The 25197-nt window shown below is 67.2% G+C and carries 22 protein-coding genes; 7 read left to right on the forward strand and 15 right to left on the reverse strand.

The genetic code is table 11. The annotated features are described in order from the left end of the window. Nucleotides 1-133 precede the first annotated feature (133 nt). Nucleotides 134-808 (forward strand): YitT family protein, encoded by a 675-nt coding sequence (locus GTK09_RS10380; RefSeq protein WP_163463093.1) that lies wholly within the window; start codon nt 134-136, stop codon nt 806-808. Between the two features lie 7 nt (nt 809-815). On the opposite strand, the gene GTK09_RS10385 is transcribed toward GTK09_RS10380, so the two are convergent. From GTK09_RS10385 to GTK09_RS10410, 6 genes are all read right to left on the reverse strand, one after another. Continuing rightward, nucleotides 816-2516 carry a mechanosensitive ion channel family protein gene (locus GTK09_RS10385; protein WP_312869783.1) on the reverse strand — a complete coding sequence of 567 codons (1701 nt, stop codon included), beginning with the start codon at nt 2514-2516 and terminating at the stop codon, nt 816-818. Nucleotides 2517-2829: 313 nt separating this feature from the next. Beyond that, nucleotides 2830-4341 (reverse strand): D-arabinonate dehydratase, encoded by a 1512-nt coding sequence (locus GTK09_RS10390; RefSeq protein WP_163463094.1) that lies wholly within the window; start codon nt 4339-4341, stop codon nt 2830-2832. Between the two features lie 14 nt (nt 4342-4355). Beyond that, nucleotides 4356-5369, reverse strand: coding sequence for a zinc-binding alcohol dehydrogenase family protein (locus GTK09_RS10395; protein ID WP_376767979.1), 1014 nt, complete (start codon nt 5367-5369; stop codon nt 4356-4358). Then, on the reverse strand, nt 5366-6142 hold the full coding sequence (locus GTK09_RS10400; RefSeq protein ID WP_203560972.1) for an ATP-binding cassette domain-containing protein: 777 nt from the start codon (nt 6140-6142) through the stop codon (nt 5366-5368). The genes GTK09_RS10395 and GTK09_RS10400 overlap by 4 nt, the downstream gene beginning before the upstream one ends. 91 nt (nt 6143-6233) lie before the next feature. Continuing rightward, nucleotides 6234-7175: an ABC transporter substrate-binding protein gene (locus GTK09_RS10405; RefSeq protein ID WP_163463095.1), complete on the reverse strand. Its 942-nt coding sequence runs from the start codon at nt 7173-7175 to the stop codon at nt 6234-6236. A 45-nt stretch (nt 7176-7220) separates the two neighbouring features. Next, the gene (locus tag GTK09_RS10410) at nt 7221-8246 is read right to left on the reverse strand and encodes an ABC transporter permease (protein ID WP_163463096.1); all 1026 of its coding nucleotides are present in this window, start codon (nt 8244-8246) and stop codon (nt 7221-7223) included. A gap of 142 nt (nt 8247-8388) precedes the next feature. Here GTK09_RS10410 and GTK09_RS10415 point away from each other — a divergent pair, with 142 nt between their 5' ends. Then, complete coding sequence (locus GTK09_RS10415) at nt 8389-9291, forward strand: GntR family transcriptional regulator (protein ID WP_163463097.1); 903 nt, start codon at nt 8389-8391, stop codon at nt 9289-9291. On the opposite strand, the gene GTK09_RS10420 is transcribed toward GTK09_RS10415, so the two are convergent. After that, nucleotides 9268-10245 (reverse strand): aldo/keto reductase, encoded by a 978-nt coding sequence (locus tag GTK09_RS10420; protein ID WP_163463098.1) that lies wholly within the window; start codon nt 10243-10245, stop codon nt 9268-9270. The genes GTK09_RS10415 and GTK09_RS10420 overlap by 24 nt on opposite strands. 304 nt (nt 10246-10549) lie before the next feature. Between GTK09_RS10420 and rsmI the strand changes: the two genes are divergently transcribed. Both rsmI and GTK09_RS10430 read left to right on the forward strand, forming a co-directional pair. Beyond that, nucleotides 10550-11443, forward strand: a complete 894-nt coding sequence (gene rsmI, locus GTK09_RS10425) for a 16S rRNA (cytidine(1402)-2'-O)-methyltransferase (protein ID WP_163463099.1) — start codon at nt 10550-10552, stop codon at nt 11441-11443. Next, nucleotides 11440-11838: a YraN family protein gene (locus GTK09_RS10430; RefSeq protein ID WP_163463100.1), complete on the forward strand. Its 399-nt coding sequence runs from the start codon at nt 11440-11442 to the stop codon at nt 11836-11838. Before rsmI ends, GTK09_RS10430 begins: the two co-directional genes overlap by 4 nt. Before the next feature lie 165 nt (nt 11839-12003). Here GTK09_RS10430 and cobJ read toward each other — a convergent pair whose 3' ends face one another. The 8 genes from cobJ to GTK09_RS10470 form a co-directional block, all read right to left on the reverse strand. Then, nucleotides 12004-13881: a precorrin-3B C(17)-methyltransferase gene (gene cobJ / locus GTK09_RS10435; protein WP_163463101.1), complete on the reverse strand. Its 1878-nt coding sequence runs from the start codon at nt 13879-13881 to the stop codon at nt 12004-12006. 5 nt (nt 13882-13886) lie between these two features. Then, complete coding sequence (gene cobI, locus GTK09_RS10440; RefSeq protein ID WP_163463102.1) at nt 13887-14657, reverse strand: precorrin-2 C(20)-methyltransferase; 771 nt, start codon at nt 14655-14657, stop codon at nt 13887-13889. Then, the gene (cbiE, locus tag GTK09_RS10445; protein WP_163463103.1) at nt 14654-15967 is read right to left on the reverse strand and encodes a precorrin-6y C5,15-methyltransferase (decarboxylating) subunit CbiE; all 1314 of its coding nucleotides are present in this window, start codon (nt 15965-15967) and stop codon (nt 14654-14656) included. Before cbiE ends, cobI begins: the two co-directional genes overlap by 4 nt. Next, nucleotides 15964-16587 (reverse strand): precorrin-8X methylmutase, encoded by a 624-nt coding sequence (locus tag GTK09_RS27420; RefSeq protein ID WP_246217845.1) that lies wholly within the window; start codon nt 16585-16587, stop codon nt 15964-15966. The genes cbiE and GTK09_RS27420 overlap by 4 nt, the downstream gene beginning before the upstream one ends. Before the next feature lie 1000 nt (nt 16588-17587). Then, on the reverse strand, nt 17588-18748 hold the full coding sequence (locus GTK09_RS10455; RefSeq protein ID WP_163463105.1) for a sirohydrochlorin chelatase: 1161 nt from the start codon (nt 18746-18748) through the stop codon (nt 17588-17590). Nucleotides 18749-18991: 243 nt separating this feature from the next. Then, entirely contained in the window at nt 18992-19747 is a 756-nt protein-coding gene (locus GTK09_RS10460) for a TIM barrel protein (protein WP_163463254.1), read from the reverse strand. Nucleotides 19748-19780: 33 nt separating this feature from the next. Continuing rightward, nucleotides 19781-20782, reverse strand: coding sequence for an inositol 2-dehydrogenase (gene iolG / locus GTK09_RS10465; protein ID WP_163463106.1), 1002 nt, complete (start codon nt 20780-20782; stop codon nt 19781-19783). Between the two features lie 41 nt (nt 20783-20823). Continuing rightward, entirely contained in the window at nt 20824-21939 is a 1116-nt protein-coding gene (locus GTK09_RS10470) for a Gfo/Idh/MocA family protein (RefSeq protein WP_163463107.1), read from the reverse strand. Between the two features lie 93 nt (nt 21940-22032). On the opposite strand from GTK09_RS10470, the gene GTK09_RS10475 reads away from it, so the two are divergent. The 3 genes from GTK09_RS10475 to GTK09_RS10485 all read left to right on the forward strand — a co-directional run bounded on the left by GTK09_RS10475 (nt 22033) and on the right by GTK09_RS10485 (nt 25140). Beyond that, complete coding sequence (locus GTK09_RS10475) at nt 22033-22899, forward strand: MurR/RpiR family transcriptional regulator (protein WP_163463108.1); 867 nt, start codon at nt 22033-22035, stop codon at nt 22897-22899. Between the two features lie 110 nt (nt 22900-23009). Beyond that, on the forward strand, nt 23010-23936 hold the full coding sequence (locus tag GTK09_RS10480; protein ID WP_163463109.1) for a sugar ABC transporter substrate-binding protein: 927 nt from the start codon (nt 23010-23012) through the stop codon (nt 23934-23936). 97 nt (nt 23937-24033) lie between these two features. Beyond that, on the forward strand, nt 24034-25140 hold the full coding sequence (locus GTK09_RS10485) for an ABC transporter permease (RefSeq protein WP_163463110.1): 1107 nt from the start codon (nt 24034-24036) through the stop codon (nt 25138-25140). Nucleotides 25141-25197: the final 57 nt, after the last annotated feature.

Raw genomic sequence — 25197 nt, forward strand, 5'->3', positions numbered from 1 at the left:
GGCAAAGCTAGTGCGGCTTGCGCCATCCGATAGGCCGATTTGCAAGCCTGCCCATAGGCTCGCGCACTTCCCCTCGCGGCTCCGGCGCGCTAGCGTCTCGATCTTGCAGTGCAACATCGCTTGGGATACGCCCATGAGCCGATCCGCCGAAGCCAACGAAAGCGCCGAGACGACCGCGCGGCGGCGCTCCCGCTTCGGCGATTGGAGCGCGACGGCGACCCATCACACGCCGGCCGAGGATGCCCAGGCGATTTTGACGGGCGTCCTCCTCGCCGCGCTCGGCCTGTCGATTCTCGCCCATCTGGAGTTCCTGACGGGCGGCGTCGCCGGGCTGGCGCTGATCGTCTCCTACGTCTTCGGCATCAATGTCGGCCTCGCCTTCTTCCTGATCAACATCCCGTTCTATGCGCTGGCCATCGGCCGGATGGGCCGCGCCTTCACGATCAAGACCTTCATCGCGATCGCGCTTCTGTCCCTGGTCTCCTACTGGCTGCCGCTGGTCTTTTCGATCGCCTATATCGACCCGCTTGCCGGCGCCGTCATCGGCGGGCTGCTCATCGGCTTTGCCTTGCTCGCGCTGTTTCGTCACCGAGCAAGCCTCGGCGGGGCGGGGATCCTGGCGATCTATCTGCAAGACCGCTTCGGTTTCCGGGCCGGTCTCGTGCAGCTCGCCTTCGACATGGCGATCCTCGTCATCGCGCTCTTCGTCGTCGATCTTTCGGCGGTGATCTTCTCGCTGGTCGGCGCGCTGGTGCTCAACGGCTTCCTCGCCATCAACCACCGGCCGGACCGCTACATCGCGACGTGACGTCTCGCTATTCGGCCGCCTGCTTGCGGGCGTCGAACTCGCCGACGATCATCTCGCGCTCGCGCGGCAGATAGGATGGCCTCTCGGCCGGCGTCTGCGAGTATTCCGCCTCGAGCCGGACGACCTCCTTCAGCATCTCTTCGCGCAGCCGGCACTGCATCGTCCAGCCCGTCGAAGGATCCTCCGCCGCGGCCATGAAACGGACGACCATTCCCGCACCGTCCTGGCCGATCACCTGGACCTTGGCCTGGTCCTTGTCCGTGACGTCCTCGGCCTGATCGACGAATGCCTCGAAAGCGGCCCTGAGCTTGTCGACGTCTGCCCGGTGATCGAGCTTCAGCTCGACCGTCTTGGTCAGCTTGGCGTCCTGCTTGGTCCAGTTCTCGAATGGCGTCGAGACGAATTCGCTGACCGGCACGATCAGCCGGCGATTGTCCCAGGATCTCAGCTGCACATAGGTGAAGTTGATCTTCTCGACGTAGCACCACTGGTCGTCGAACAGCACCGCGTCGCCGATGCGGGCCGTCTTGGCCAGCGCGATCTGCAGGCTGGCCATGATGTTGGCGAGGATCGAGCGGGCGGCGAAGGCAAGGATCAGACCGATGACGCCGGCCGAGGCAAGCAGCGAGAAGCCGAGGGTCTGGAAGGCGTTGATCTGGATGAGGACCAGCGCCGTTCCGAGGAGGAAGGCGATGACGATCGTCACCCGCCGGGCCGCCGAAATGTTGGTGTAGAGATCGCGCTCCGTCGCCGCGCCCGATTCGGTCAGTTGGTCCATGTTCTGCCGCACCACCCGGTCGAGGATGGCATCGACGACCCTCACCGCGACCAGCGCCAGAGCGATGACGAAAAGCGCCGACTGCAGCGGCCCGAGGAACATGTTGACGGCCCCGGAGAAGGTGAAGAGCATGGTCTTCACCAGCGAGAACGTGCCGACGCAGACCATCAGGGCGAATGGCACCTTGATCATGTCGATGATCCGCGTGCCGATCCGCGTCGGCTGGTTCGCCTGCACCATGCCGAGGCCGCGATAGGCGAGCGCCGCCGCCAGGATCGCGCCGATCAGGATCAGCGGCAGGGCGATCACCTCCCACACGGCGAGGGTCCAGAAGGCCCGCTGTTGCAGGAACTCCGGCAGGGCGCGCTCGAACCCGGTCGGCCCGTAAGTCGCATGCATGGCCAGGATGTTGTCGACCGTCTGGCTGGGAAACACCCAGACGGGATCCTCGCCCTCCGGCTTGACCCGGGCGATGCGGATCGAGACGGGACGGCTGTCGAGTTCGAGGATCGTCAGGCGGATGGCCCGGCGGGGCTCGCCGGCCATGGGATTCTTGCTGGAGGCGTTGGCCAGCATCGCGTCCGGTCGGTCCGGCAGGCTGCCCCAGTCGAGCCACATCGCCCGTTCCATCACCTCGTAGAGCCGTTTGGCGAGAACCGGCCCCATCTTCGGCTGGATGTCCGGATCAACGTTGGAGAGATCGAGTGTGTAGGCGGCGGTGTTCCAGTCCTCGCCCCGGGCGGCGAAGATGAAGGTTTCCATCATCGACTGTGGCGTCTCAAGATCGACGTAGCCGCTGGCCGGTTCGAGCCCGGAATGAATGGCATCGACCTTGAAATAGCGGCCCGAGGCGGAATCCTGAGCAAGGGCTGGGCACCCGAGCGACAGAAGGATTGCCAGATGAAGAAGTATCGCCGGCCAAGTTCTCACGTGATCGCGCTGCCTTTTCTATCCGGTTGAGCCGCAACACCGGACATAGAACTCGGACAGGCAAGGAACAGCGCGGAATGCGGTTGCGGAAAATCTCTATCCGCAGTCGTCTACGTTCAGAGCGGCGAATTTTCGGTCCGATGCGTTTCGTTCAGGCGCTCGGCATGGAGGGACGAGGTGTCTCGAACCGTCTGCCGCAGAGGCTCATGACGAAACGCCATCGCCGGCTCGTTGCGGTCGAGGCTCGGCCGGCACCGCCAACCGATCGCGTCGGTTGCCGCAGCGCCGCGCCGGCTGCGCGGCGCGGAACGCCTCACATCGTCGCACCGATCTGCCAGGGCACGAATTCGACCGTGCCGAAGCCCTGGGCCTCGCTCTTGGTCTGTTCGCCCGAGGCGACGCGCAGCACCATCGCGAAGATCTCCTGGCCCTTTTCCTCCAGCGTCGCGCCGCCGAGGATGGCGCCGCAGTCGACGTCCATGTCGGGCTCCATCCGCTGCCAGAGATCGGGATTGGAGGCGATCTTGATGCAGGGGACCGGCATGTAGCCGGAGACGCTGCCGCGCCCGGTCGTAAAGGTGATCAGGTTCGCCCCCGAGGCGATCTGGCCGGTGACAGAGCACGGGTCGTAGCCGGGGCTGTCCATGAAGGCGAAGCCGGGGCTGTCGATTGGCTCGCCATATTTGTAGACGCCGGAGAGCGGCGCGTGGCCTGCTTTGGCGACGGCCCCAAGGCTCTTTTCCAGGATGGTGGTCAGCCCGCCGCGCTTGTTGCCGGGGGACGGATTGTTGTCCATCTCGCCGTGATTGCGGGCGGTATAGTCCTCCCACCACTCGATCAGGTCGATCAGCTTGCGCCCGGTCGGCTCGTCGACAGCGCGCCGGGTGAGCAGGTGCTCGGCGCCGTAGATTTCCGATGTTTCGGAGAGGATGGAAATGCCGCCATGGCGCACCAGAAGATCCGAGGCGACGCCGAGCGCCGGATTGGCGGTGATGCCGGAATAGCCGTCGGAGCCGCCGCATTGCATGCCCATGACGAGTTTCGACGCCGGCGCCTCGGCGCGCACCGCCTTGTTGGCCTCGACGGCAAGCTCCTGAAGCGCGCCGAGCGCGCTGTCGATCGTCGCCTTCGTCCCGCCGCTTCCCTGAATGGTCATGTAGCGGAACCGCGCGCTGTCCTTCAGCACGTCCCGGCCGACGAGATCGGCGACCTGCATCACCTCGCAGCCGAGCCCGAGCATCAGGATGGCGCCGAAATTCGGGTTGTGGCCGTAGCCCGCGAGGGTGCGGAACAGAGTCTCGTAGCCCTCCCCCTTGCCCGACATGCCGCAGCCGGACCCATGGACGATCGGCACGACCCCGTCGACATTGGGGAAATTGTCGAGAAGGCAGCGCCTTGCTGCCTCTTCGGCGACGAAGCGGGCGACCGAGCCGGAGCAGTTCACCGTGGTGAGAATGCCGATATAGTTGCGCGTCCCCACCCGGCCGGACGCACGGTGGAAGCCCTGGAACGTCGCCTCGCCCGGCGCAGGCGGCAGCGGCTCTACGCCCATGCCGAACGCATAGTCTTGCTTGTGCGTGCCCATGCCGAGATTGTGGACGTGCACATGGGCGCCGGGCGCGATCTCCGTTGTCGCCGCGCCGATGATCTGGCCGTATTTGACCACCGGTTCGCCGACGCCGATCCGGCGAAGGGCGAGCTTGTGCCCGGCCGGGATCCGCTCGATCGTCGCCATACCCTCGGCGAATTGGAAGCCTTCGGGGACGTCTTTGATGGCGACGGCGACGTCGTCGCGCTCGTTGAGCTTCAGGGTCGTTACGGTCATGCTCGTCTCGCCGTTCATGGGGTGACGAGCACTTTGACCACGGCTTCCCTGTCTTCGACAAGCTGCGGAAAACGAAGGGGAAGATCGGCGAGGGCGACGGTCTCCGACGCGATGGCGTCCGTCGGGATGTCGCCGGCCCGGATCGCGGCCATCACCGCCTCGAAATCCGCCTTCAAGGCGTTGCGCGAGCCGATGATCCGCATCTCGCGCTTGTGGAACTCGCTGTCGGTGAAGCGGATGTCGTCCTTGACGACGCTGACGAGGACGGTGGACCCACCATGGGCGACCAGGGGGAAGCCCGCTTCGATCGCCTTGGCGTTGCCGGTCGCGTCGAAAACGACGTCGAAGCCTTCCGCCCTAGAGCCGGTCAGGAGATCGCCGTCGCCGACGAGATGGACGTCGGCAAAGCCGAAGAGATCGCGGACGAGATCGAGCCGCTTTCGACTCTGGTCGAGGAGATGAACCTTTGCGCCGGCGAGCCGCGCGAACAAGGCGGTGCCGATGCCGATCGGCCCGGCGCCGGTGACGAGGACGACGTCGCCTTCTCCCGTCCCCGATCGCGCGACCGCATGGGCGCCGATGGCGAGGAATTCCACCATCGCCGCCTGGGACGGCGCCAGCCCGTCCGCGAAATAGAGGTTGTCCCGGGGTACGGCGATCCGCTTGCACATGCCGCCGTCGCGGTGAACGCCGAGGACCTCGATCGCCGCGCAGCAGTTGGGCTTGCCGCGCCGGCAGGCCCGACACTTACCGCAGGAGAGATAGGGATTGATGACCACCAGCCGGCCCGCATCCGGCCCCGCCGCGATGTGGCCGGAGAGTTCGTGGCCGATCACCCGGGGATAGGCGAGAAACGGATGCTTGCCCTCGAAGATGTGGTAGTCGGTGCCGCAGATGCCGATCGCGGCAATGTCGACCAGCACCCAGCCCTCCGGCGCCGTGTCAGGCAGCGGGCGGGACTGCAGCACGAAGGAGCCCGGCTCGACACAGAGGCCGCAGTCCATCATCGGCGTTTCGGATCCCGTCATTGCGCCGCCTTCAGATTGCGAGCCGACCAGTCCATCGGCAATTCGCCTTTGACGATAAGGCTGAGGACGTCGTCCTTCGACACCTCGTCGATGTGATGGGAGCCGACGAGCCGGCCCTTGTTCATGACGACGACGCGGTCGCAGAGATCGAAGACGTCGTGGATGTCGTGGCTGACGAGGAAGATCCCGATCCCCGCCGAGCGCAATTCCTTGATGAGACCCGCCACCATCGCCGTCTCGGAGGGCCCGAGCGCGGCGGTCGGCTCGTCCATGATCAGCACCTTGGTGTCGAAGTAGATCGCCCGCGCGATCGCGATCACCTGCCGCTGGCCGCCGGACAGGCTCGACACCGGGTCGTGCAGGTTCTTGAAGTTGGGATTGAGCCGGGCGAGCACTTCCCGCGCGGCCTTCAGCATCGCCTTGTCGTCGAGATTGCCGAAGCGCGTCTTCAGTTCCCGCCCGAGAAAGAGGTTGGCGGGAGCGTCGAGATGGTCGGCCAGCGCCAGGGTCTGATAGATCGTCTCGACCCCCATGTCGCGGGCATCGTTCGGCTCGGAAAAATGCACCGCCTCGCCCCTGATGCGGATCTCCCCGCCGCTCGGCGCCATGGCGCCCGACAGGATCCGCATGAGGCAGGACTTGCCGGCGCCGTTATGGCCGAGCAGCCCAACGACCTCGCCCTCGCGAAGATCGACCGACACGTGGTCGACGGCGCGAATGCCGCCGAAATGCTTCTCGATGTCGATCATCTCGACCAACGGCGTCTGAGACATGGGTTTCGCCTGCGTTCAGTCTTTTGGTGGCGCTGGGACAGGCAAATCCGCCCCGGCTGCCGATCAGTAGCGACCCGCCCTTGGCGGCCAATTAGTAGAGGACGTTCTTGGCCTCGTCGGAGTCGATGTTCTCCTTGTCGACCAGCACCACACCGGTGTTGATGAAGTCCTCGACGGTCTTGCCGGCGAGAAGGTCGATGACGGTCTTAACGCCCTTCTCGCCCATGGCGAAGGAGCCCTGCACCGCCGTCGCCTCGAGAACGCCGTCGCGGACGAACTGCTGCAGGTCGGCATTGCCGTCGAAGCCGAGCGCCGTCAGCTGCCCGGCCTTGCCGGCCTGGACGATGGCACGGCCCATGCCGACGGCGGTCGGCTCGTTGGCGCCGAAGATGCCGACGAGATCGGGATTGGCCGAGAGGACATCGGTCGTCTGGTTCAGCGCCGTCGCCATCTGGCTCTGGGAGTAAAGCGGGCCGACGATCTCGAGCTTCGAGTTCTTCTTCAGATAGTCGGTGAAGCAACCCACCCGGCCGATCTCCGAACCGACGCCCGCGACATAGGACATGATCGCGACCTTGCCGGTCTCGCCGGCGTCCTTGATCATGCGCTTGGCGACCTCCTCGCCGGCGGCGCAGTTGTCCGTCGAGAGGAACGCCTGGTAGGTGCCCTTGGCACCGTCGGCGAGCATGCTGTCGATGATGACGACCGGAATGCCGTTCTCGTTCGCCCGCTTGACCACCGGCACCAGCGCATCGGGATCGGACGGTGCCAGGACGATGCCCGCGACGCCGCGATTGATGGCGTTCTCGACGAGATTGACCTCGTCGGCGATGGCGCTCTCGGCGGCCGGCCCGTCGAAGCTCATCGTGTGCTCGGACTGGCCCTCGATGGCGGCCTGGGCGCCCTTGTTGACGTTCTGCCAGAAGTTCGAGTTGGTCGTCTTGACGATCACCGCGATCTCGCCGGCCTGGGCGGCTCCCGCCGCGGCGAAAGCGATGGCGGACGCCATCAGGGTCCTTTTCAACATTGTCATTTCATTCCTCCTCTGTTGCTTTACCCCGGCGCTACCGGCCGGGCTTCACGGGCGATTGCGGATCTGGTCGATCCAGACCGCGCCGATGACGACCAGACCGATGACGATCTGCTGAATGAAGGCGGAGACGCCCGACATGTTGAGGCCGTTGCGCAAGATCCCGATGATGAAGGCGCCGATCATCGTGCCCGAGATCGTGCCAACCCCGCCCGACAGCGACGCCCCGCCGATCACCGCCGCGGCGATGGCGTCGAGCTCGTACATCACGCCCTCGCTCGGCTGCGCCGTGACGAGGCGGGACATCAGGACGTTGCCGGCAAGGCCGGCCAGCGCGCCGGAGATCGTATAGGCATAGAGCTTGGTGCGGTCGACGCGCACGCCGGAAAGGCGCGAGGCTTCCTCGTTGGAGCCGGTCGCGAAAATGTGCCGGCCGATCTGGCGGCGATGCAGGAGATAGGCGCCGGCGATCGCCACGATCAGAAGCAGGATCGCCGGATAGGGGATGCCGGGGAAGATCACCTTGGGAAACCCGTTCGGCCGCATCTCGACCATCCGGAACAGCGCACCGTTGCCGAGGATGCCGAAGGCGTTGCCGAGGCCGGAGATCGGCACCGCGCCGGTGATCTGCAAAGCGAGGCCGCGGGCGATCAGCATCATGCCCAGCGTCGCGACGAAGGGCGGAATCCGCAGCCTGGTGATGACGAGGCCGTTGAACGCCCCGCAGGCGGCGCCGGCCAGGATGCCGCATCCCATGGCCGGGACGACGGGCAACCCTGCCTTCACCGCCAGGGCCGAGACGACCCCGGACAGGGCCAGCACCGAGCCGACGGAGAGATCGATCCCGCCGGTGATGATGACCATCGTCATGCCGATCCCGAGCAGCCCGATGACCGATGTCTGCAAAAGGATGGTCAGGCCGTTGTTGACCGAGAAGAAGGCCTGGCTCGACAGGGCGAAGCCGACGACGAGCAAGAGCAGCGTCATCAGCGCCGACAGGCGATGAATGGACGCCCCTCCCGGCAGGAGGCTGGCGGCGTCGAAAGACTTGTAGGACTTGGTCGCGTCCGACATGTGCCTCCCCACAATCGGATTTGAATTATTAAAGACCGTACACCGCAGCTTGCCTCTGTCAATGGTTTTTAATAATTCAATACGAAATACCGGACTGAACCAACACGGCATCCGCCCATTCGCGGACAGGAACCCAACAACGATGGCGCGCAGCGACACCCGTTTCCGGGAAGCCTACAATCGCCTCCTGGACTATTGCGCCACGCTTGACCCGAACGCGGCCATTCCCGCCGAAAGCAGGCTCGGCGAAATCGCCAATGTCAGCCGCACGGTGGTGCGCCGCTGTCTGTCGCGGATGGAGGACAAGGGGCTGATCACCTGGGACGGGCGCGAGAAGCGCCTGCTCCGGGCGCCGACCGATCGGGATAGGATCGTCCTGCCCGATCAGGCCGGAACCTCGGAGAATCTGGAACAGCGCTTTCTCGAATGGATCCTGAAATTCGACGTTCCGGCGAACATGACCCTCTCGGTGGCCGAACTGTCGCGCAATTTCGGCGTGCCCCAGCATGAGTTGAAGGAGTTTCTCGCCGGGCTGAGCCGCTTCGGTCTCGTCACCCGCCGCAAGCAGGGCGGCTGGATGCTGCTCGGCTTCACCAAGAGCTTTGCGGTCGAACTTTCCGATTTTCGCACCGTCCTCGAACTCAACGCCATCAGCCATGCGGTCGAAGCACCGGTGGACCATCCGTTCTGGACGAGGCTGGAGGAATCGCGAGCCGCCCATCTGGCGCTCTTGGAGCGGATCGACACCGATTTCCACGAATTTTCCAAGCTCGACGAAGCCTTCCACATGGCGATCAATTCGGTCGTCAAGAACCGCTTCGTCGCCGAATTCCAGAAGGTCATCTCGTTGATCTTCCACTATCATTATCTGTGGGACAAGACCGACGAGAAGAAGCGCAACGGCGCCGCCATCGACGAGCATCTGGCGATCATCGACGCGCTGGAGGCCCGCGACGAGGCCGCCGCCCTGGCGGCCACCCGGCGGCATCTGAAGACCTCGAAGACGACGCTGCTGTCGTCCCTACGCTACCACGACCTCGTCTAGCCACCGCTCCGCCTCGGGCGAAAGCTGCGTGGCGAGGGCATCGAGATTGCGGGCGAGAATCGACGGCTCCGCCGTTCCGAGCAGGATGGCCGCCGCCGCCTCGTGGCGAGACGCGAAATGCAGCGCCGCCGTCGCCAGCGGCAGGCCATGGCGCCCGGCATCCGCCTGCAGCGCCGCGACCTTCTCCATCACCTCTAGCGGCGCCGGCCCATAGTCGTAGGTGGCGCCCGCGACGGGGCCGGTCGCCAGGATGCCGGAGTTGAAGACGCCGCCGAGGACGAGGCTCGTCCTCGCGGCGAGGCAACGCGGCACCAGCTCGCGCTCCCCCGAACGGTCGAGCAGCGTCAGCCGCCCGGCGAGGAGGATGACGTCGATCGGGCCGTGGTCCATCACGTCGAGGCACACTTGGCATTCGTTGACGCCCAGACCGAAGGCGCCGATCCGCCCGCGCTCCTTCAGCCGCACCAGCCGCTCGTAGCCCGAGGCGAAGAACGCCTCCTGGTGGCGAGCATTCTCCGCGCCATGGGTGTATTCGCCGAGATCGTGGACATAGACGATATCGGCGTGGGTGACGCCGAGGCGCTCGAAACTCTGCTCGAGGCTTTCCTCGATTCCGTCGCCGGAATAGTCGTAGCGGACGTCGTTCTGCGCCGGGTTGATGAAGCCATCTGCCTGAAGGATCGGCGCGGCGGCGGGCGAGAGAACCCGCCCGACCTTCGTCGAAAGCGTATAGCCCGTCCGCCCTATGAGGAACCGCCCGAGCCGCATCTCCGAGAGGCCGCGCCCGTAATGCGGCGCCGTGTCGAAATAGGTGATGCCGGCGTCCCACGCCGCCTGCAGCACGGCCGCCGCGGCCTCGTCCGGGGTCTCCCGATAGAGATTGCCGATGCTGGCACATCCGAACGCGACCTTCGAGACCCTGACACCGGTTCGGCCGATCTCCGTCTTCCGCATGCCGTCTCCTCTCCCCAAACGCGCCGACTTTTGCGGCATCGCCCGCCCCCGCTTCCGGCAGCGCCGCATGTCGACGTCGTCTGCCGATGAGCGCGTCCCACCAACCTCCGGTGCCGGGTGCCGGCCGGAATACGTTTATTATTATTAAGTACGAAGATCCCCCGCAAGCCTCGGCTCGCGATCGGCGGCGCCCTGGCATCTCCGGCATCCGGTGAGGCGCCCGCCCGCAGACTGGGTTGAAGCGCCGACCGCTGCCGTGCCGCCCGGTGTTCACGATCCCCCGGCCGTCGTGTAAGCCAAGCGCATGGACCATCCCGCTGCTGCCTCGACCTTCACGCTCCTCGGCCAGACCCGCACGGCATCCCGGCCGGAGCCGGCGCTCTATCTCGTCGCGACGCCGATCGGCAATCTGTCCGACATCACCATCCGGGCGCTGGAAATCATCGCCGGGGCAGACCGCCTCGCTTGCGAGGACACGCGGGTGACCGGCAAGCTTTTGCAGCGCTTTGCCATCGAGCGGCGGATGACGCCCTATCACGAGCACAATGCGGAAGAGGCCGGCCCGGCGCTGATCGAGGCGGTGCTGGCCGGCGGATCCGTGGCGCTCTGTTCCGACGCCGGCACGCCGCTGGTCTCCGATCCCGGCTACCGGCTGGTGGGACAAGCCCATGAGGCCGGGATCAAGGTGGTGCCGATCCCCGGCGCCTCGGCGGTGACGACGGCGCTCGTCGCCTCCGGCCTGCCGTCCGACGCCTTCTTCTTCGCCGGCTTCCTGCCCCAGAAGGAAAAGGCCCGGGCCGAGCGGCTGGCCGAGCTCGTGCGAATTCCCGGCACGCTGATCCTCTTCGAGGCGCCGCACCGGATAGCCGCCAGCCTCGCGGCGATGGCCGAGGCGTTTCCCGAGCGGGACGCCGCCGTCTGCCGCGAACTGACGAAGATGCACGAGACGATCTATCGCGGCGCCCTGCCGGCGCTGGCGGCACGGTTCGCAGAGATGGCCGAAGTACGCGGCGAGATCGTCGTCTGCATCGCCCCGCCGCCGGCGGATGCAGTGGCGGACGAGGCCGATGCCGACCAGATCCTCGCCGGGCTGCTCGGCGAGATGAAGCCGGCCAAGGCGGCTCAGGAGGCGGCAAGGCTCACCGGGCTGCCGCGGCGCGATCTCTACCAGCGCGCCCTGGACATGAAGGGAAAATGAGCCGGTCTCCGCAGAAACCGGGAGCAGCGGCAACCCAGGCCAAACGCCGCCATCTCGGCCGCGGCCATCGCGGCGAATGGCTCGCCGCCTGGGCGCTGAGGCTGAAGGGCTACCGGATCCTCGCCCGCCAGTACCGCACCAAGCTCGGCGAGATCGACATCGTCGCCCGGCGCGGCGATCTCGTCGCTATCGTCGAGGTGAAGGCCCGGCCGACGCTTCTCGCGGCAATGGACGCCGTCGGCCCCTACGCCCAGCGACGGATCGAAGGCGCAGCCGACCTCTGGCTGTCGAAGCAGAAGGACCATGCAAGGCTGTCCATCCGCTTCGACATCGTCGCCGTCCTGCCGCGGCGCTGGCCGGTGCATGTGAAGGATGCGTGGCGGGGGCGGTCGTAGGGCGGAGGGCATTTGCGTGACGCGGTGTACTCGTCGACGTCGACGCCCTTCGCGTCGCCGCCTCACCACTGGCCGAGTTCGCACTCCCCGCAGGTCGCACCAAGCACCCCTCTTCCTTCGAGGCTCCGCCGGTCCGCGACCGGCTCCGCACCTCAGGATGAGGGGTTACTTCAAGGCTGTCGCGCCGGGATAGCCGCCGACGATCCCCGTCCCGTCCTTGCGGGCATAGCCGCGCGGCGTATAGGCCCAGCGCTTCCCATCCCCCGTCGCGACGACGCGGGTGTTGGACGAGCCGACGATCACCACCGTCAGCATGTCGACCTCGTCGACGACGAGCTTCTCCAGCGGCACGATGCGCACGCTCTCGCCGTCGCGGCCGAGATTGGTGGCGAGGATCACCGGCGTGTCGGCCGGCCGGTGTTCCAGAAGCACGTCACGGGCATAGGCGAGCTGGGTACGGCGCTTCTTCGAGACGGGATTGTAGAAGGCGATGACGAAATCGCCCTCCGCCGCCGCCTTCACCCGGCGCTGGATGTCCTCCCAAGGGGTGAGCAAGTCCGACAGCGAAATGGTGCAGAAGTCGTGGCCGAGTGGCGCGCCGGCCCGGGCGGCCGCGCCCTGCAGGGCCGAGATGCCGGGCGAATTGACGATTTCGATGCGCTTGGCGGCATCCGTGACGTCGCCCTTGTCGAGAAGCTCGAAGACCAGCGTCGCCATGGCGTAGATGCCGGCATCGCCGGAGCAGACGAGGGCGACGGTTCGCCCCTCGCCCGAGAGTTCCATGGCGTGGCGCACCCGCGCCTCTTCCTTGCCGAGGTCGAAGTCGTGGCGGGTCTTGTTCTCGGCCAGCGGGCCAAGGAGATCGAGATAGAGCGAGTAGCCGACGAGATCGGTGGAAGCAGCGACCATGCGGTTCACCTCCGGAGAGCGCCAGGCCTCGCTGCCCGGCCCGATGCCGACGACGAAGAGCGTGCCCCGCGCCCGGCCGATGGACTCGGCGTCGACGGGTTCGGGCGCCTCGCCCAGAGCGGCCGTGACACGCCTCGACTTGCGCTTGGCGAGACGCAGCCGCCCCGCCGCGCCGACGCCAGCCAGCGCTGCGCCTTCGGCGACGCCGTGGCAGCCGACCTCGGCGAAGACGACGTCGGAGGGGTTCTCGAGCCGCGGCGCTTCCTCTTCCAGCAGCGCGGCGGAAAAGAACCGCGCCGGCACGCCGAAATGTGCCGCGACCGCATGCACCGCCGCCTCGTCGGCCTTGACGTCGAGGCTGGCGACGGCGGCGAGCGCAATCGGGCTGACACCGGCTTCGGCGAGCACATTTTCGGCGAGCGCGATCGCCTCGTCAGCGGGCGCGCCGCGCTCGGCGCCGAGGCCGAGGACGAGGGTCTTCGGCCGGTAGATAAGTTCGCTCGGCTCAGGGGTCCGGGCCTCCACCGAGACCGTCAGCCGCACCGTCTCCGCAGCGGATGCGCCGTCCGCGACAAACGGGATCGCCGAGGCTTCGAGCCAGGGTGCCGAACCATCCAGTCGCGCCGCCGCGCCGGCGACGAGCGCCGCCATGGCGGCCTTGGCGTCGGACGGGTTCTCCAGCGCATAGCCCGCCGGCGGCGCATCGAGAGCGACGCCAAATTTCACATCCCCCGCCGTCGTCACCGCCGCGAGGCCGCCCGTCGCCGCGGCGATCTGCCGGGCGAGGTCGTTGGCGCCGTGATGGCCGCCGATGAGCGGCACGACGGCCGAGCCATCTTCGGCGACGGCGACGACCGGCGGCTCGGAATATTTGTCTGAAAGGAGCGGCGCCAGGATGCGGATCAACGCGCCGCTCGCCATGATGGCGACGATCGGGCGGCCCTCGGTGAAGAATTGGCGCAGGCCTTCACCGACGCCGAGCGTCGCACCTCGGGACGATTCCTCCGGCGCCCCCGGCGCACCGGCCCGTGTCCCCAGCCCGATGGCCTGGCCGGAAATCGCCGCGGCGATCCGCTCGGCAAGCGGCCGCGCGACCTCGGTGAGGTGGATGACGGCGGGTCTGTCGTTCGGCACGGCGTTCAGGCCTGATCTGTCGCGTTCGAGGAAGGGAAGGAGGGCATCCGGGCCGCATCGCGGGCATAGCGCCCTGCGATCGCCGGCTCGTTGCCGCGATAGCCGAGGATCATCGAGAAATACGGCGCCGCGCCCGAAACCGCCGCAAGCGGCAGGACGCGTTCCTCGGCAAGCGTCACGCGCTCGCAATAGACGGCGCGATCCAGGAATCCGAGCCGCTCGATCAGCAACCGCACCCGGTCGAAATGCCGGCCGAGCTTCATGATGACGAAGGCCTCGGCGCCCTGCAGCTTCGCGGCGAGGGCTTCGTCGTCGAGCGGCCCCGGAATAACGGTGAGGACGTCGTTGCGCGCCGCCAGTGGCCGGAGCGCCCGCGCCGCCGACGCCATGGGCGATGCGACGCCGGGGACGATCTCGACCGGGTGGCGCTCGGCGAGACGCTCGAACAGATACATGAAGGAGCCGTAGAAGAACGGATCGCCCTCGCAGAGGACGGCGACGTCCTCGTCCCGATCGAGCCTTGCAGCGATCGCCTCGGCCGCCCGGTCGTAGACCTCGGTCGCCGGAAAGCGCTCGACGCGCATCGGCACGACGATCGGGATCTCGTCCTGGTCCCCGGTGAGGAAGCCGGCGACGATGGCGCGGGCGAAGCTCGTGCCGTGGTCGGGCGCCGGATAGGCGACGACCGGAGAGGCCTTCAGGATCCGCAGCGCCTTCAGCGTCAACAGCTCCGGATCACCCGGGCCGACGCCGAGGCCGTAGAGAGTGCCGCTCATCCGGCCTGTCCCGGGCTCGCCTGGGGCCTCGGATGGGGTTTCGACAGGTGCCAATGGACAACGGGCATCGCCGGCTTGAAGCCGCGGAACGGCCCGACCGTTTCGGCCCGGTCGATGGCGATGCGCATCAGCTCGCCGCCGAGCCGGCCGTGAAGGTCGATCAGGATCGCCTCCGATTCCAGCGTCACCGCATGGGCGACCATGCGTCCGCCCGGCTTCAGCGCGTTCCACGCCTCCTCGAAGACGCCATCCGACAAGCCGCCGCCGATGAAAATCGCGTCGGGGACCTCGAGCCCGGCATAGGCCTCAGGCGCCTGCCCCTCGACGAGCAGAAGTTCCGGCACGCCGAGCGTCGCGGCGTTTTCGGCGATCATCGCGCAACGCTCGGGCTTCGGCTCGATGGCGACGGCCCGGGCGCGCGGCGCGGCCCGCAGCCATTCGACGGCGATCGAGCCGGCGCCGGCGCCGACGTCCCACAGAAGCGCGCCCGGCATCGGCTCGAGCGCGGCGATCGCCAGGGCCCTGAGCGTGCGCTTGGTCATCTTGCCGTCGTGGACGAAGGCGTCGTCCGGCAGGCCGGCGACGATCGGACGCGGCGTCGCGGCCCGCCCGGCGACGCATTCGACGGCGACGAGATTAAGGTCGGCCCCGTCCTCAATGTCGTAGCCGGCCGCCAGGGTCTCGCGGATGGTCTCGCGCTCGCCGCCGAGATGTTCGAGCACCACCAGCCGGCTCTGGCCGAAGCCGCGGCTGGTGAGAAGCCGGGCGATCTCGCGGGGGGAGCCGGCGTTCTCGGAGAGGATCAGCAGCCGCTCGGCCGGAAAGAGGTGCCGCGACAGCTGATCGACTGGCCGGCCGTGGACGGTGAGGCAGGCGGTCATCTGGATCGGCCAGCCGAGCTTGGCGGCGGCAAGCGAGAAGGCCGACGGCGCCGGCAGCACCCGCATCTCGCCAGGCCCGACATGGCGCGCGAGCGTCGCCCCGACACCGAACCACATGGGATCGCCGGTGGCGAGCACGACGGTCGGCGTGCCGGCGCGCGCGCGCAGCCGGTCGAGCGCGGCGGTGAAAGGCTTGTCCCACAGGATCGTCTCGGCCCGAGTCTCGCCGAGCATGGCAAGATGCCGTTCGCCGCCGAAGATCGTCCCGGCCCGGTCGATGGCGTCGAGCGCCTCGCCGGTCAGCGATGAAAGGCCGCCATCGCCGATGCCGACGACCGTCAGCCAGGGGCGGTCAGCCTCCGGGCGAGGCCGCTCGTCGCTGCCCGTCTGGTCTTTGCCGGCAAGCCAGGGGCGGACAGGATCGCTCATGGCTCCTTCGTCCCGATGGCGAGCGCGTTGACGGCCGCGGCCGCCAGCGCCGAGCCGCCGCGGCGGCCGGACAAGGTGACGAACGGAACGCCGCGGGAATCGGCGAGGAGCGCGGCCTTCGATTCGGCGGCGCCGACGAAGCCGACGGGCATGCCGACGATCAGCGCCGGCCGCGGCGCGCCTTCATCCAGGCGTTCGAGCAGGCGGAACAGAGCGGTCGGCGCATTGCCGATGGCGACCACCGCCCCTTCCAGCAGATCGTCGCTCCAGAGATCCACCTGGGCGGCCGAGCGGGTGGTGGCGTTCTTCTCGGCGATGCGCCGGGTGCGCGGGTCGGTCAGCCGGCAGACGATCTTGTTCTGCTGTTTCAGATTGGCGGAGATGATGCCGTGGGCGACCATTTCCGAATCGCAGAGGATCGGCGCGCCGGCGTCGAGCGCCGCCTGGCCTGCGGCGATGGCGCCTTCCGAGACAGCGAGATCGGCGACGATGTCGGTCATGCCGCAGGCATGGATCATCCGGACGGCCAGCGCCTCGGCTTCCTCGGGCACGGTGGAAAGATCGGCCTCCTCGCGGATGATCCGGAAGCTTTCGGCGTAGATCGCCGCCGGATCCCGCAGATAGCCGTCCTCGGCGGGGCCATTGGCGAGGTCGTCGAGACCGGCCCGGTCGGGAACGAGATTGGCCTCCCGGAGCTGGTCGAGGCCGACGATCCAGCCCTCCTCCGAGACGACCGCGGCGAGTTCCTCCTCCGAAAGGCCGCGCGGCACGTCGAGCAGCGGCGCGAAGCGGTCCGCCGCGTCGAGCCGGGCAAAGAGTTCGGCGAGGGTATCGACCTGCGCCTCGTCGAGGCAGGACTTTTCGCCCTTTTCGATGTCGACGAGCCCGGGATAGATCTCGGCAAGCACGATCGGCGCCGAAACGGCCTCGACGAACCGGGTCTCGAAGGGCCAGACGGCGATCTTGCCGGCAAATTCCGGGTCGGCGCGAAGGTGTTGCAGCCGGGCGATGCCGGTGATCGCCTGACTGCCGACCGAGCCGGTGAAGTTCAGCTTCCAGACCGGCTGGGCCTTGACTGTCCGCGCCTCGGCGAGGCGCTTTTCTGGCAGAGCCGTCGGATAGGGATCGGGCTTGGCGACGGACAGCCCCGGCACCTCCTGATGCATCGGCCGGCCCCAATACATCGGGGCGAAGGAGAGCCGCTCGCGATTGAGCCGCCCTGTGACCTCGAAGCGGTTGGAGAAATTGTCGTCCCGGTCCTGCATCGCCTCGGCAAAAAAGGCCCAGAGCGCCTGCCAGCCCGGCTCGCCGGTGATCGCCGCCGTTCCCCCCTGCGGATAGCCGAAGGGAAAGTCGAAGCCGGCGAAGACGGTCTTGTCCTCGGCGAGCGCGTCGCGGAAGAACTGCCTGAGCCGGGCCATCGCGGCCGAGCGGGTCGGCGGGTTCGAGGTCTCGATCATCCGCACCTCGCCGCCTTCCCGCTCGGCCAGCGCGATCCAGATCGAATCCTTGCCGGTGGTCGGCGTATTGGCGGCCGACCAGTCGACGATGGCGTAGCGGTCGAAAAGGGGCATCGGGTCGTCTCGTCTCCTGGCGCCGGCGGCACCGACGCTCGTCTATCTAGCGCATCGACCGCGGGCCGAGAGGATGGTCGGCATGCGGATAGGGATGGTGGTGGTGGTCATGACCGTGTGCCTGACCATGCCCATGCGAATGCCCGTGATCATGGGCATGATGATGGCCGGCCTCGCCATGATGATGATCGTGGTCTTCGTGGCCATGAGCGTGGCTGTGGCCGTGATCATCGCCGTGGTGGTGGCCGTGGTCATGGGCCGGGTGGGCGTGCCCCCCGATGGCTTCGGCCCGGCAGGCGCCGGTGCAGGTCGTGTCGCACAGCTTGCAATCGGCCGACGAGCCGATGCCCTCGACGTGGTGGTGGTGGCTCTCCTGTGCGAGGCCGACCTCGGCCTCGAATCCCAGCACCTGCTCGCGATACTTGCAGAGCTGGCAGTTCATGTTGTTGGTGCCTTCGAGGATCTCGTAGAGACGGTCCACGAAGGTCTCGACCACCAGTTCGTGGTCGCCGAGATAGGGCGCCTTGAGGAACTTGATGTCCGGATGGGCGGCCGCGACGCCGTCGGTCTGGTCGTAGATCCGCCGCACCAGGATGCCGGTGAAGAGGAAATAGGGAAAGACGACGATCCGCTTGTAGCCGAGCTTGGCGGCATGGGTGAGGCCCGGCCCGACCAGAGGAAAGGTGACGCCGGAGTAGCAGGTCTCGCCCCAGCCGAAGCCGAAGCCTTCCCACAGCATCCGCATGACCTTGGACACATTGGAGTTCGCGTCGGGGTCGGAAGCGCCTCTGCCGACGACGACCAGCATCGTGTCGTGCAGCGGCTCGCCGTCCTGCCAGCCGTCGGCCCTCAGACATTCCTTGATGCGCTCGCCGGCGGCGCGCAGCATCTTCAGGTCGATGCCGAGTTCGCGGCCGTAATGGATGGTGACGCCGTTCTCGGCGGCATAGGTGTTGAGCACCGAGGGGATGTCGTTCTTGGCATGGCCGGCGGCAAACAACATGCCCGGCAGCGCCATGATGTCGCGCGCGCCCTCGCCCCGCAGCCGGTCGAGCCCGTCGCGGATGATCGGCTTGGCGAATTCCAGATAGCCGTAGTCGGTGTTCCAGTCCGGCAGCCGGGCCTTCAGCTTCTCGGCCAGCCCGGCGAATTCGCGCACCGCGCCCTGGTCGCGGCTGCCATGGCCGCACAGCATCAAGGCTTTCATGATCGTCCCTCCTAGTCCGTTGACGACGCCGGAGGAGCCGCGAACCCCTTTGTCGGGGATCGGCGGATCGTTCCGACAGCTCCGTCTTGGCCCCCTGCTTGGGTCGGCCGCACCGGAATCGCTTTCAGCCCCTTCGGGAGGGGCACCGTCGTTTGATCGCCATGGGGTAGAGGGGAATTGTTGCGCGGTCAAACCCGAAGAGGATGGCGGCTTCGGCCGGCAGTGATCGAAGCCGCGCTTCGATCACTGCCAAGCTTCGGTGAAGGCTCGGCGAAAAGCTTCCAGCGCGTCTTCCGGATACTCGGCAGCAAACGCCTCCATGCCGACAGGACCCTCATAGCCCATCATAACGAGCGCCCGCGCGATACCGGCATAGGCGATTTCGCCCGTCCCCGGCTCGCAGCGGCCGGGGACGTCGGCGACCTGGATCTCGCCGATCCAGGGCAGGGCCCTGTGGCAGAGTTCGACCAAATTCCCCTCGCCAATCTGGGCGTGATAAAGGTCGAGATTGAGCCGCAGCCCCGGCCGGTTCACCGCCGAGACGAGCGCCAGCGTATCCTCCGCCCTGGCGAAGGGGACGCCAGGATGATCGACGGCGGTGTTGAGGTTTTCCAGCGTGAAGACGACGCCCTTCTCCTCTGCGAGATCGGCGATCCGCTCCAGGGTGTCGCGGGCTTTCAGCCACATGGCGCCGGTGACGGTCTTGCACGGTATCACCGGCAGGCCGCCCTCGCCGAGCCCGGTGCCGTGGAGGTTCAGCCGCTGAACGCCCAAGCGCAGTCCGACATCGGCGGTCTGCCGCGCCGTGCGTAGAAGCTCGGCGGCGCCCTCCTCGTCGGCGAGGCGACCGGAGAGATAACCGTTCATGATCGAAAACGTCGCGCCGGAGCGCTCCAGCATGGCGAGGTCGTGGTCCGGCCAGTTCCACAGCCCGACCTGAAAGCCGAGTTCGGTCAGGCGCTTCACCCGCCATTCCATCGGGCGGTCGCGCCACAACATCTCGGCACAGGCGGCGAGGGTGAAGGCCACGGGTCAGGCCCCCGGCAGGACGTCGGCGACGGCAACCGGCCGCCCCTCCTTCAACGAACGGTTCGCCGCCTCCGCCAGGGCGAGCGCATTGACGCCGTCTTCGACGGAGGCCGGGACAGGCTTGCCACCCTCTACTGCATCGACGAATGCGGCCCATTCGATCTGATAGGCGCGCATGTAGCGTTCGAGGAAGAAGAACATCGGCTTGGCCGAGGAGACGCCGGCGGCGGTCGACTTCACCACCGTGTTCTCGATCTCGTTGCGCGCCTCCAACATGCCGTCCGAACCGAGCAGCTCCACCCGCTGGTCGTAGCCGAAGGCGGCCCGGCGGGAGTTGCGGATGGTGGCGAGCCGGCCGTCCGCATAGGTCAGAACGACGACGGCCGTGTCGACATCGCCGGCCTCGCCGATCGCCGGATCGACCAGGGACGAACCGTGCGCCATGACGCTTTCCGGCAGCCCGAAGAGAAAGGCGCACATGTCGAAGTCGTGGATCATCATGTCGCGGTAGAGCCCGCCCGAGACCTTGACATAGGCGACGGGCGGCGGGGCGGGATCATAGGATGTGACCGCCAGCATCTCGCCCTTGCCGACCTCGCCAGCATCGAAGGCCATCTTGATGGCGGCGAAGTTCGGATCGAAGCGGCGGTTGAAGCCCATCATCACCGGTTTCGTCGAAGCCGCCGCAATTTCCCGAACCCTCAGCGCCCGCTCCAGCGACAGGTCGATCGGCTTCTCGCAGAAGATCGCCTTGCCGGCGGCAACGCCCTTCTCGATCAGGTCGGCATGGGTATTGGTCGAAGAGGCGATCAGCATGGCGTCGATTTCGGGATCGGCGAGGATGTCCTCGGGCGAGCGGACGGCGATGCCGTGTTCCGCCGCAAGGCTTTCCGCCGCGGCGGCGACGACGTCGGTGACGGCGACGAGTTCGGAGCGCGTGTCGGCCCGGATCGAGGCGGCGTGGACCTTGCCGATGCGGCCGGCGCCGAAGAGTGCGACTTTCATGGATTTCCTCCCTGTCCGGCGGGGCGGACGATCGAAGCGTGTCAGAGCTGGACGCGCCGGCCCTCGCGGGCGGAGACGTCGATGGCGTGGATAACGGCCTCGAAGCCGAGGGCCGCCGAAAAATCGGGATGCGCCGGCTGGCCGTCGGCGATGGCGCGCAGGAAGCTGGCGACCTCGATGGTCTTCAGGTCACCAAACCCCAGTTGATGCCCGGCCGCCGGACAGAAGGCGCCATAGGGCGGGTGCTCGGGGCCGGTGAGGATGGTGCGAAAACCCTGCCGGGAGCGCTCGCCCTCGTCGACGAAGAGCTGGAGCTCGTTCATCCGCTCCTGGGAAAAGCCGATCATGCCCTTCGTCCCGTGAACTTCGAAGTCGAGCCGGTTCTTGCGGCCCCAGGCCGAGCGCGAGGTGACGAGCGTTCCCTGCGCGCCGCTGGCAAAGCGCAGGATCGCCGAGGCCGCGTCCTCGTTCTCGACGGTGCCCCGGCCGGAGCCATCGGCGAGGGGCCGGGTCTCGTGGATGATCTGGGTGTCGGCGAGAAGGCTCTCCACCGGCCCCATCAGGCCGCAGGCCATCGAGACGAGGTGGCAGCCGAGATCGCCCAGCGTGCCGAGGCCGGCATCCGCACGCTTCGCCCGCCACGTCCAGGCAAGCTCGGGATCGGCCTGATAGTCCTCGTCGACGATGCCGCGGAAATGCACCGGCCGGCCGATGACGCCGCCCGCGATCAGGCGCCGGGCATGGGCGAAGGCCGGGTTGTGGATGTAGTTGTAGCCGACGATGGTCGAAACGCCCGCCTCGCGGGCCGCCGCCTCCATTTCCGATGCGTCTTCCAGCGTCAGCGCCATCGGCTTTTCGCAATGGACGTGCTTGCCGGCGGCGATCGCGGCGAGCGCCATCTCCCTGTGCAGCCCGTTCGGCGTGGTGATCGAGACGATGTCGACGTCGGGGCTCGTCACCAGCGCGCGCCAGTCGCCCGTCGCGCACTGAAAGCCGAACTGGCGGGCCATCGCCTTCGCCTTGTCCGAAGGCGTGTCGCAGAGCAGCGCCAGCCGCACCTCCGGCAGATCGCCGAAGACCGCGCCGGCGGCGCGATAGGCCAGCGCATGGGCCTTGCCCATGAAGCCGGTGCCGATGAGACCGAGACCGATCGCCATATGTCCTCCCAGACTTGGCTCGCCGATTTGGAATATCTATTCCATCAACGGGATGCGCCTGTATAGTGCCTCTGTCAAGACGGGAGAGATTCGATGGATGGTTCCCCCAGCGATCAGGATCAGGCACCGGCGAGTGTCTCCGAACTGCTCGACCGGCTCGACGGGCTCGGCGCCACGCTGCCGAAGCGGCTCGGCCAATGCGCCGACTATCTGCGCCACAACATTCACCTCGTCGCGGTCTCGACGGTCGCCGATCTGTCGGCCGGCGCCGGCGTGCAGCCCTCAGCCTTCATGCGCTTCTGCCAGGCGCTGGGCTTTTCCGGCTTCTCCGAGATGCAGGCGCTGTTTCGGGCCGAATACCGGGAGCTTCGCCCCGACTATGCCGAGCGCCTCTCGCAGCTGAGGGAGCGCGGCGAAGAGGACCCGGAAGGGCTCGCCGCGAGCTTTGCCGAGGCCGGCCACAAGTCGCTGGTATCCCTGATGAATGGGCTCGCCAGCGAGAAACTCGGCGCGGCTTGCCGGCTGCTTGCCGCGGCCGGGACGATCCACCTCGTCGGCCTGCGCCGAGCCTTCGCCATCGTCAGCTACATGGGCTACATGCTGGACAAGATGGAGGTGCCGACGGTCATTCACCGCACCTCCGGGCAGATCGAAAGCGACCACGCGATCCGGCCGGGCGACGCACTCTTTGCCGTCAGCTTCACCCCGTTTTCCCAGGAAACGCTGCAGCTTGCCGCCCGAACGGCCGAGCGCGGCATCCCCGTCGTCGCCCTCAGCGACACCGCCGACTGCCCCTTGCGGGAAGCCGCGAAGGTGCTGCTGATCGCCCGCGAAGTCGATGTCGGCGCCTTCCGGGTGCCGACGGCGGCAATGACGCTCGCGACCTCGCTGGCGGTCGCCGTCGGCGGCATGCGCAAAGATCGATTGACAATCCGCTCCAACGGGTCAAAAATGGAATAAATCTTCCAAACGATCGCCGGGAGGGCGGTCTGGAAGAGGGAGAGGTTCGGCCGCCGCAGACAGCCGCGGCCGCGCAGGCCATCCATTCGACAGCGGGAGGAAAAACCAACATGACACTTCTGAAGACGCTCGCCGGCGCCGCCGTGGCGCTCGCCATCGCCGGGCCGGCCATGGCCCAGCAGATCATCGTCGTCACCCACGGCCAAGCCAACGATCCGTTCTGGTCGGTGGTCAAGAACGGCGTCGAAGAGGCCGCGAAGAACACCGGCGCCACCGTCGACTACCGGGCGCCCGAGACCTTCGACATGGTGCAGATGGGCCAGCTCATTGACGCTGCGGTCAATCAGGAGCCGGATGGCCTCGTCGTCTCGATTCCCGATGCCGACGCTCTCGGCCCGTCGATCGAGCGCGCCGTTCAGGCGGGCATTCCGGTGATCTCGATGAATTCGGGCTCCGACGTCTCCAAGAAGCTCGGCGCCCTCCTGCATGTCGGTCAGGACGAGTTCACCGCCGGCAAGACGGCGGGCGAGAAGCTCAAGGAAATGGGCGGCAAGACCGCGCTCTGCGTCAACCAGGAGGTCGGCAACGTCTCGCTCGACCAGCGCTGCGCCGGCTTCGAGGAAGGCTTCGGCGGCAACGTCGAAGTCGTGCCGACCTCGAACGATCCGACCGAGGTGAAGTCGAAGGTGCAGGCGGCGCTCGAAGCCAACCAGGACGTCGACACCATCCTCGGCCTCGGCGCGGCCACCGTCGGCGAACCGGCGGTCGAGGCCGTTCAGGCTGTCGGCCGCGGCGACACGGTGAAGGTCGCTTCCTTCGATCTCTCTGCCGGCTTCCTCAAGGACGTCGCCGATGGCAAGGCGGCCTTCGCCATCGACCAGCAGCAGTTCCTGCAGGGCTATCTGCCCGTCGCCTTCCTGGCGCTCAACGCGAAATACGGCCTGATGCCGGGCGGCAACGTGCCCTCGGGCCCGAACCTCGTCACCGAGGACAAGGCGTCCCAGGTCATCGAGCTTTCGTCCAAGGGCATTCGCTGAGCCTGATCCCCACCGGGGTCACTCTCTGAAGGGTCGCGGTGTCAGCCGCGCCGCGACCTTCTCCGTGCTCAAGACACTTGTCGAGGATACGAAAACGATGGCCGACGTCTCGGAAGCCGTTCAGGACGAGCGGCTGAAGCAGGAAGGCTTTGCCACAAAGCTGATGAAGCGGCCGGAGCTCGGTGCGCTCGCCGGCGTCGTCGCCGTGACGATCTTCTTCCTGTTCACCGCCTCGGACACGATGTTCACGCTCTCCGGCGTGATGAACTTCATGACCCCGGCGGCCCAGCTCGGCATCCTCGCCATCGGCGCGGCGATGCTGATGATCGGCGGCGAGTTCGACCTGTCGATCGGCTCCATGGTGGCCTTTTCCGGGCTGATCTTCGGCGCCTTCGTCGTCACTTTCGGCATGCCGCTGGTCATCGCCATCCCCGCGACCTTCGCCATCGCCGCCGCTCTCGGCGCCCTCAACGGCACGATCGTCCTGAAGACCGGGCTGCCCTCCTTCATCGTCACCCTCGCCTTCTTGTTCATCCTGCGCGGCGCCTCGCTGGTCGGCCTGAAGATCGCCACCGGCGGCTCCACCCAGCTGCGCGGCGTCCGCGACGCGGTGGAGAACGATTTCCTGACGCCGGTCTTTTCCGGCGACGCCTTCACCGGCCTGTTCGCCTGGCTGGCGAAACAGGAAATGATCGACCGGTTTTCCAGTGGCATGCCCAAGGTGCCGGGCATCCCCGTCGAGATTCTCTGGTTCGTCGCCTTCGCGCTGATCGCCACCTACGTCCTTTTGCGCACGCCCCAGGGCAACTGGATCTTCGCATCGGGCGGCGACGAGAACGCCGCGTCGAATTCCGGCGTCCCCGTCCGCCGGGTGAAGATCTCGCTCTTCGTCCTGACCGCCTGCTGCGCGACGCTGGTCGCCATCATCACCGTCATCGACGCCGGCTCGACCGATGCGCGGCGCGGCTTCATGAAGGAATTCGAGGCGATCATCGCTGCGGTCATCGGCGGCTGCCTCCTCACCGGCGGCTACGGCTCGGCGATCGGCGCCTTCTTCGGCGCGATCATCTTCGGCATGGTCACCATCGGCCTGACCTACACCACCATCGACCAGGACTGGTTCCAGGTGTTCCTCGGCGCCATGCTGCTCGCCGCCGTCCTGTTCAACAACTTCATCCGCAAACGCGTGACGGGAGAGCGCTGACATGGCCGGCGACACCACCTTCCACCACGGCGCGCCGAAGACCGACGCCCAGCCGAT

The organism is Jiella pacifica (genome assembly GCF_010500815.1).
In the GTDB taxonomy this organism is placed as follows: domain Bacteria; phylum Pseudomonadota; class Alphaproteobacteria; order Rhizobiales; family Rhizobiaceae; genus Jiella; species Jiella pacifica.

What these genes read in the sequence shown, in the direction of transcription:
- GTK09_RS10380 (WP_163463093.1), top strand. Translation starts at nt 134, where the DNA reads ATGAGCCGATCCGCCGAAGCCAACGAAAGCGCCGAGACGACCGCGCGG.
- GTK09_RS10390 (WP_163463094.1), bottom strand. Translation starts at nt 4,341, where the DNA reads ATGACCGTAACGACCCTGAAGCTCAACGAGCGCGACGACGTCGCCGTC.
- GTK09_RS10395 (WP_376767979.1), bottom strand. Translation starts at nt 5,369, where the DNA reads ATGACGGGATCCGAAACGCCGATGATGGACTGCGGCCTCTGTGTCGAG.
- GTK09_RS10400 (WP_203560972.1), bottom strand. Translation starts at nt 6,142, where the DNA reads ATGTCTCAGACGCCGTTGGTCGAGATGATCGACATCGAGAAGCATTTC.
- GTK09_RS10405 (WP_163463095.1), bottom strand. Translation starts at nt 7,175, where the DNA reads ATGACAATGTTGAAAAGGACCCTGATGGCGTCCGCCATCGCTTTCGCC.
- GTK09_RS10410 (WP_163463096.1), bottom strand. Translation starts at nt 8,246, where the DNA reads ATGTCGGACGCGACCAAGTCCTACAAGTCTTTCGACGCCGCCAGCCTC.
- GTK09_RS10415 (WP_163463097.1), top strand. Translation starts at nt 8,389, where the DNA reads ATGGCGCGCAGCGACACCCGTTTCCGGGAAGCCTACAATCGCCTCCTG.
- GTK09_RS10420 (WP_163463098.1), bottom strand. Translation starts at nt 10,245, where the DNA reads ATGCGGAAGACGGAGATCGGCCGAACCGGTGTCAGGGTCTCGAAGGTC.
- rsmI (WP_163463099.1), top strand. Translation starts at nt 10,550, where the DNA reads ATGGACCATCCCGCTGCTGCCTCGACCTTCACGCTCCTCGGCCAGACC.
- GTK09_RS10430 (WP_163463100.1), top strand. Translation starts at nt 11,440, where the DNA reads ATGAGCCGGTCTCCGCAGAAACCGGGAGCAGCGGCAACCCAGGCCAAA.
- cobI (WP_163463102.1), bottom strand. Translation starts at nt 14,657, where the DNA reads ATGAGCGGCACTCTCTACGGCCTCGGCGTCGGCCCGGGTGATCCGGAG.
- cbiE (WP_163463103.1), bottom strand. Translation starts at nt 15,967, where the DNA reads ATGAGCGATCCTGTCCGCCCCTGGCTTGCCGGCAAAGACCAGACGGGC.
- GTK09_RS10455 (WP_163463105.1), bottom strand. Translation starts at nt 18,748, where the DNA reads ATGAAAGCCTTGATGCTGTGCGGCCATGGCAGCCGCGACCAGGGCGCG.
- GTK09_RS10460 (WP_163463254.1), bottom strand. Translation starts at nt 19,747, where the DNA reads ATGTTGTGGCGCGACCGCCCGATGGAATGGCGGGTGAAGCGCCTGACC.
- iolG (WP_163463106.1), bottom strand. Translation starts at nt 20,782, where the DNA reads ATGAAAGTCGCACTCTTCGGCGCCGGCCGCATCGGCAAGGTCCACGCC.
- GTK09_RS10470 (WP_163463107.1), bottom strand. Translation starts at nt 21,939, where the DNA reads ATGGCGATCGGTCTCGGTCTCATCGGCACCGGCTTCATGGGCAAGGCC.
- GTK09_RS10475 (WP_163463108.1), top strand. Translation starts at nt 22,033, where the DNA reads ATGGATGGTTCCCCCAGCGATCAGGATCAGGCACCGGCGAGTGTCTCC.
- GTK09_RS10480 (WP_163463109.1), top strand. Translation starts at nt 23,010, where the DNA reads ATGACACTTCTGAAGACGCTCGCCGGCGCCGCCGTGGCGCTCGCCATC.
- GTK09_RS10485 (WP_163463110.1), top strand. Translation starts at nt 24,034, where the DNA reads ATGGCCGACGTCTCGGAAGCCGTTCAGGACGAGCGGCTGAAGCAGGAA.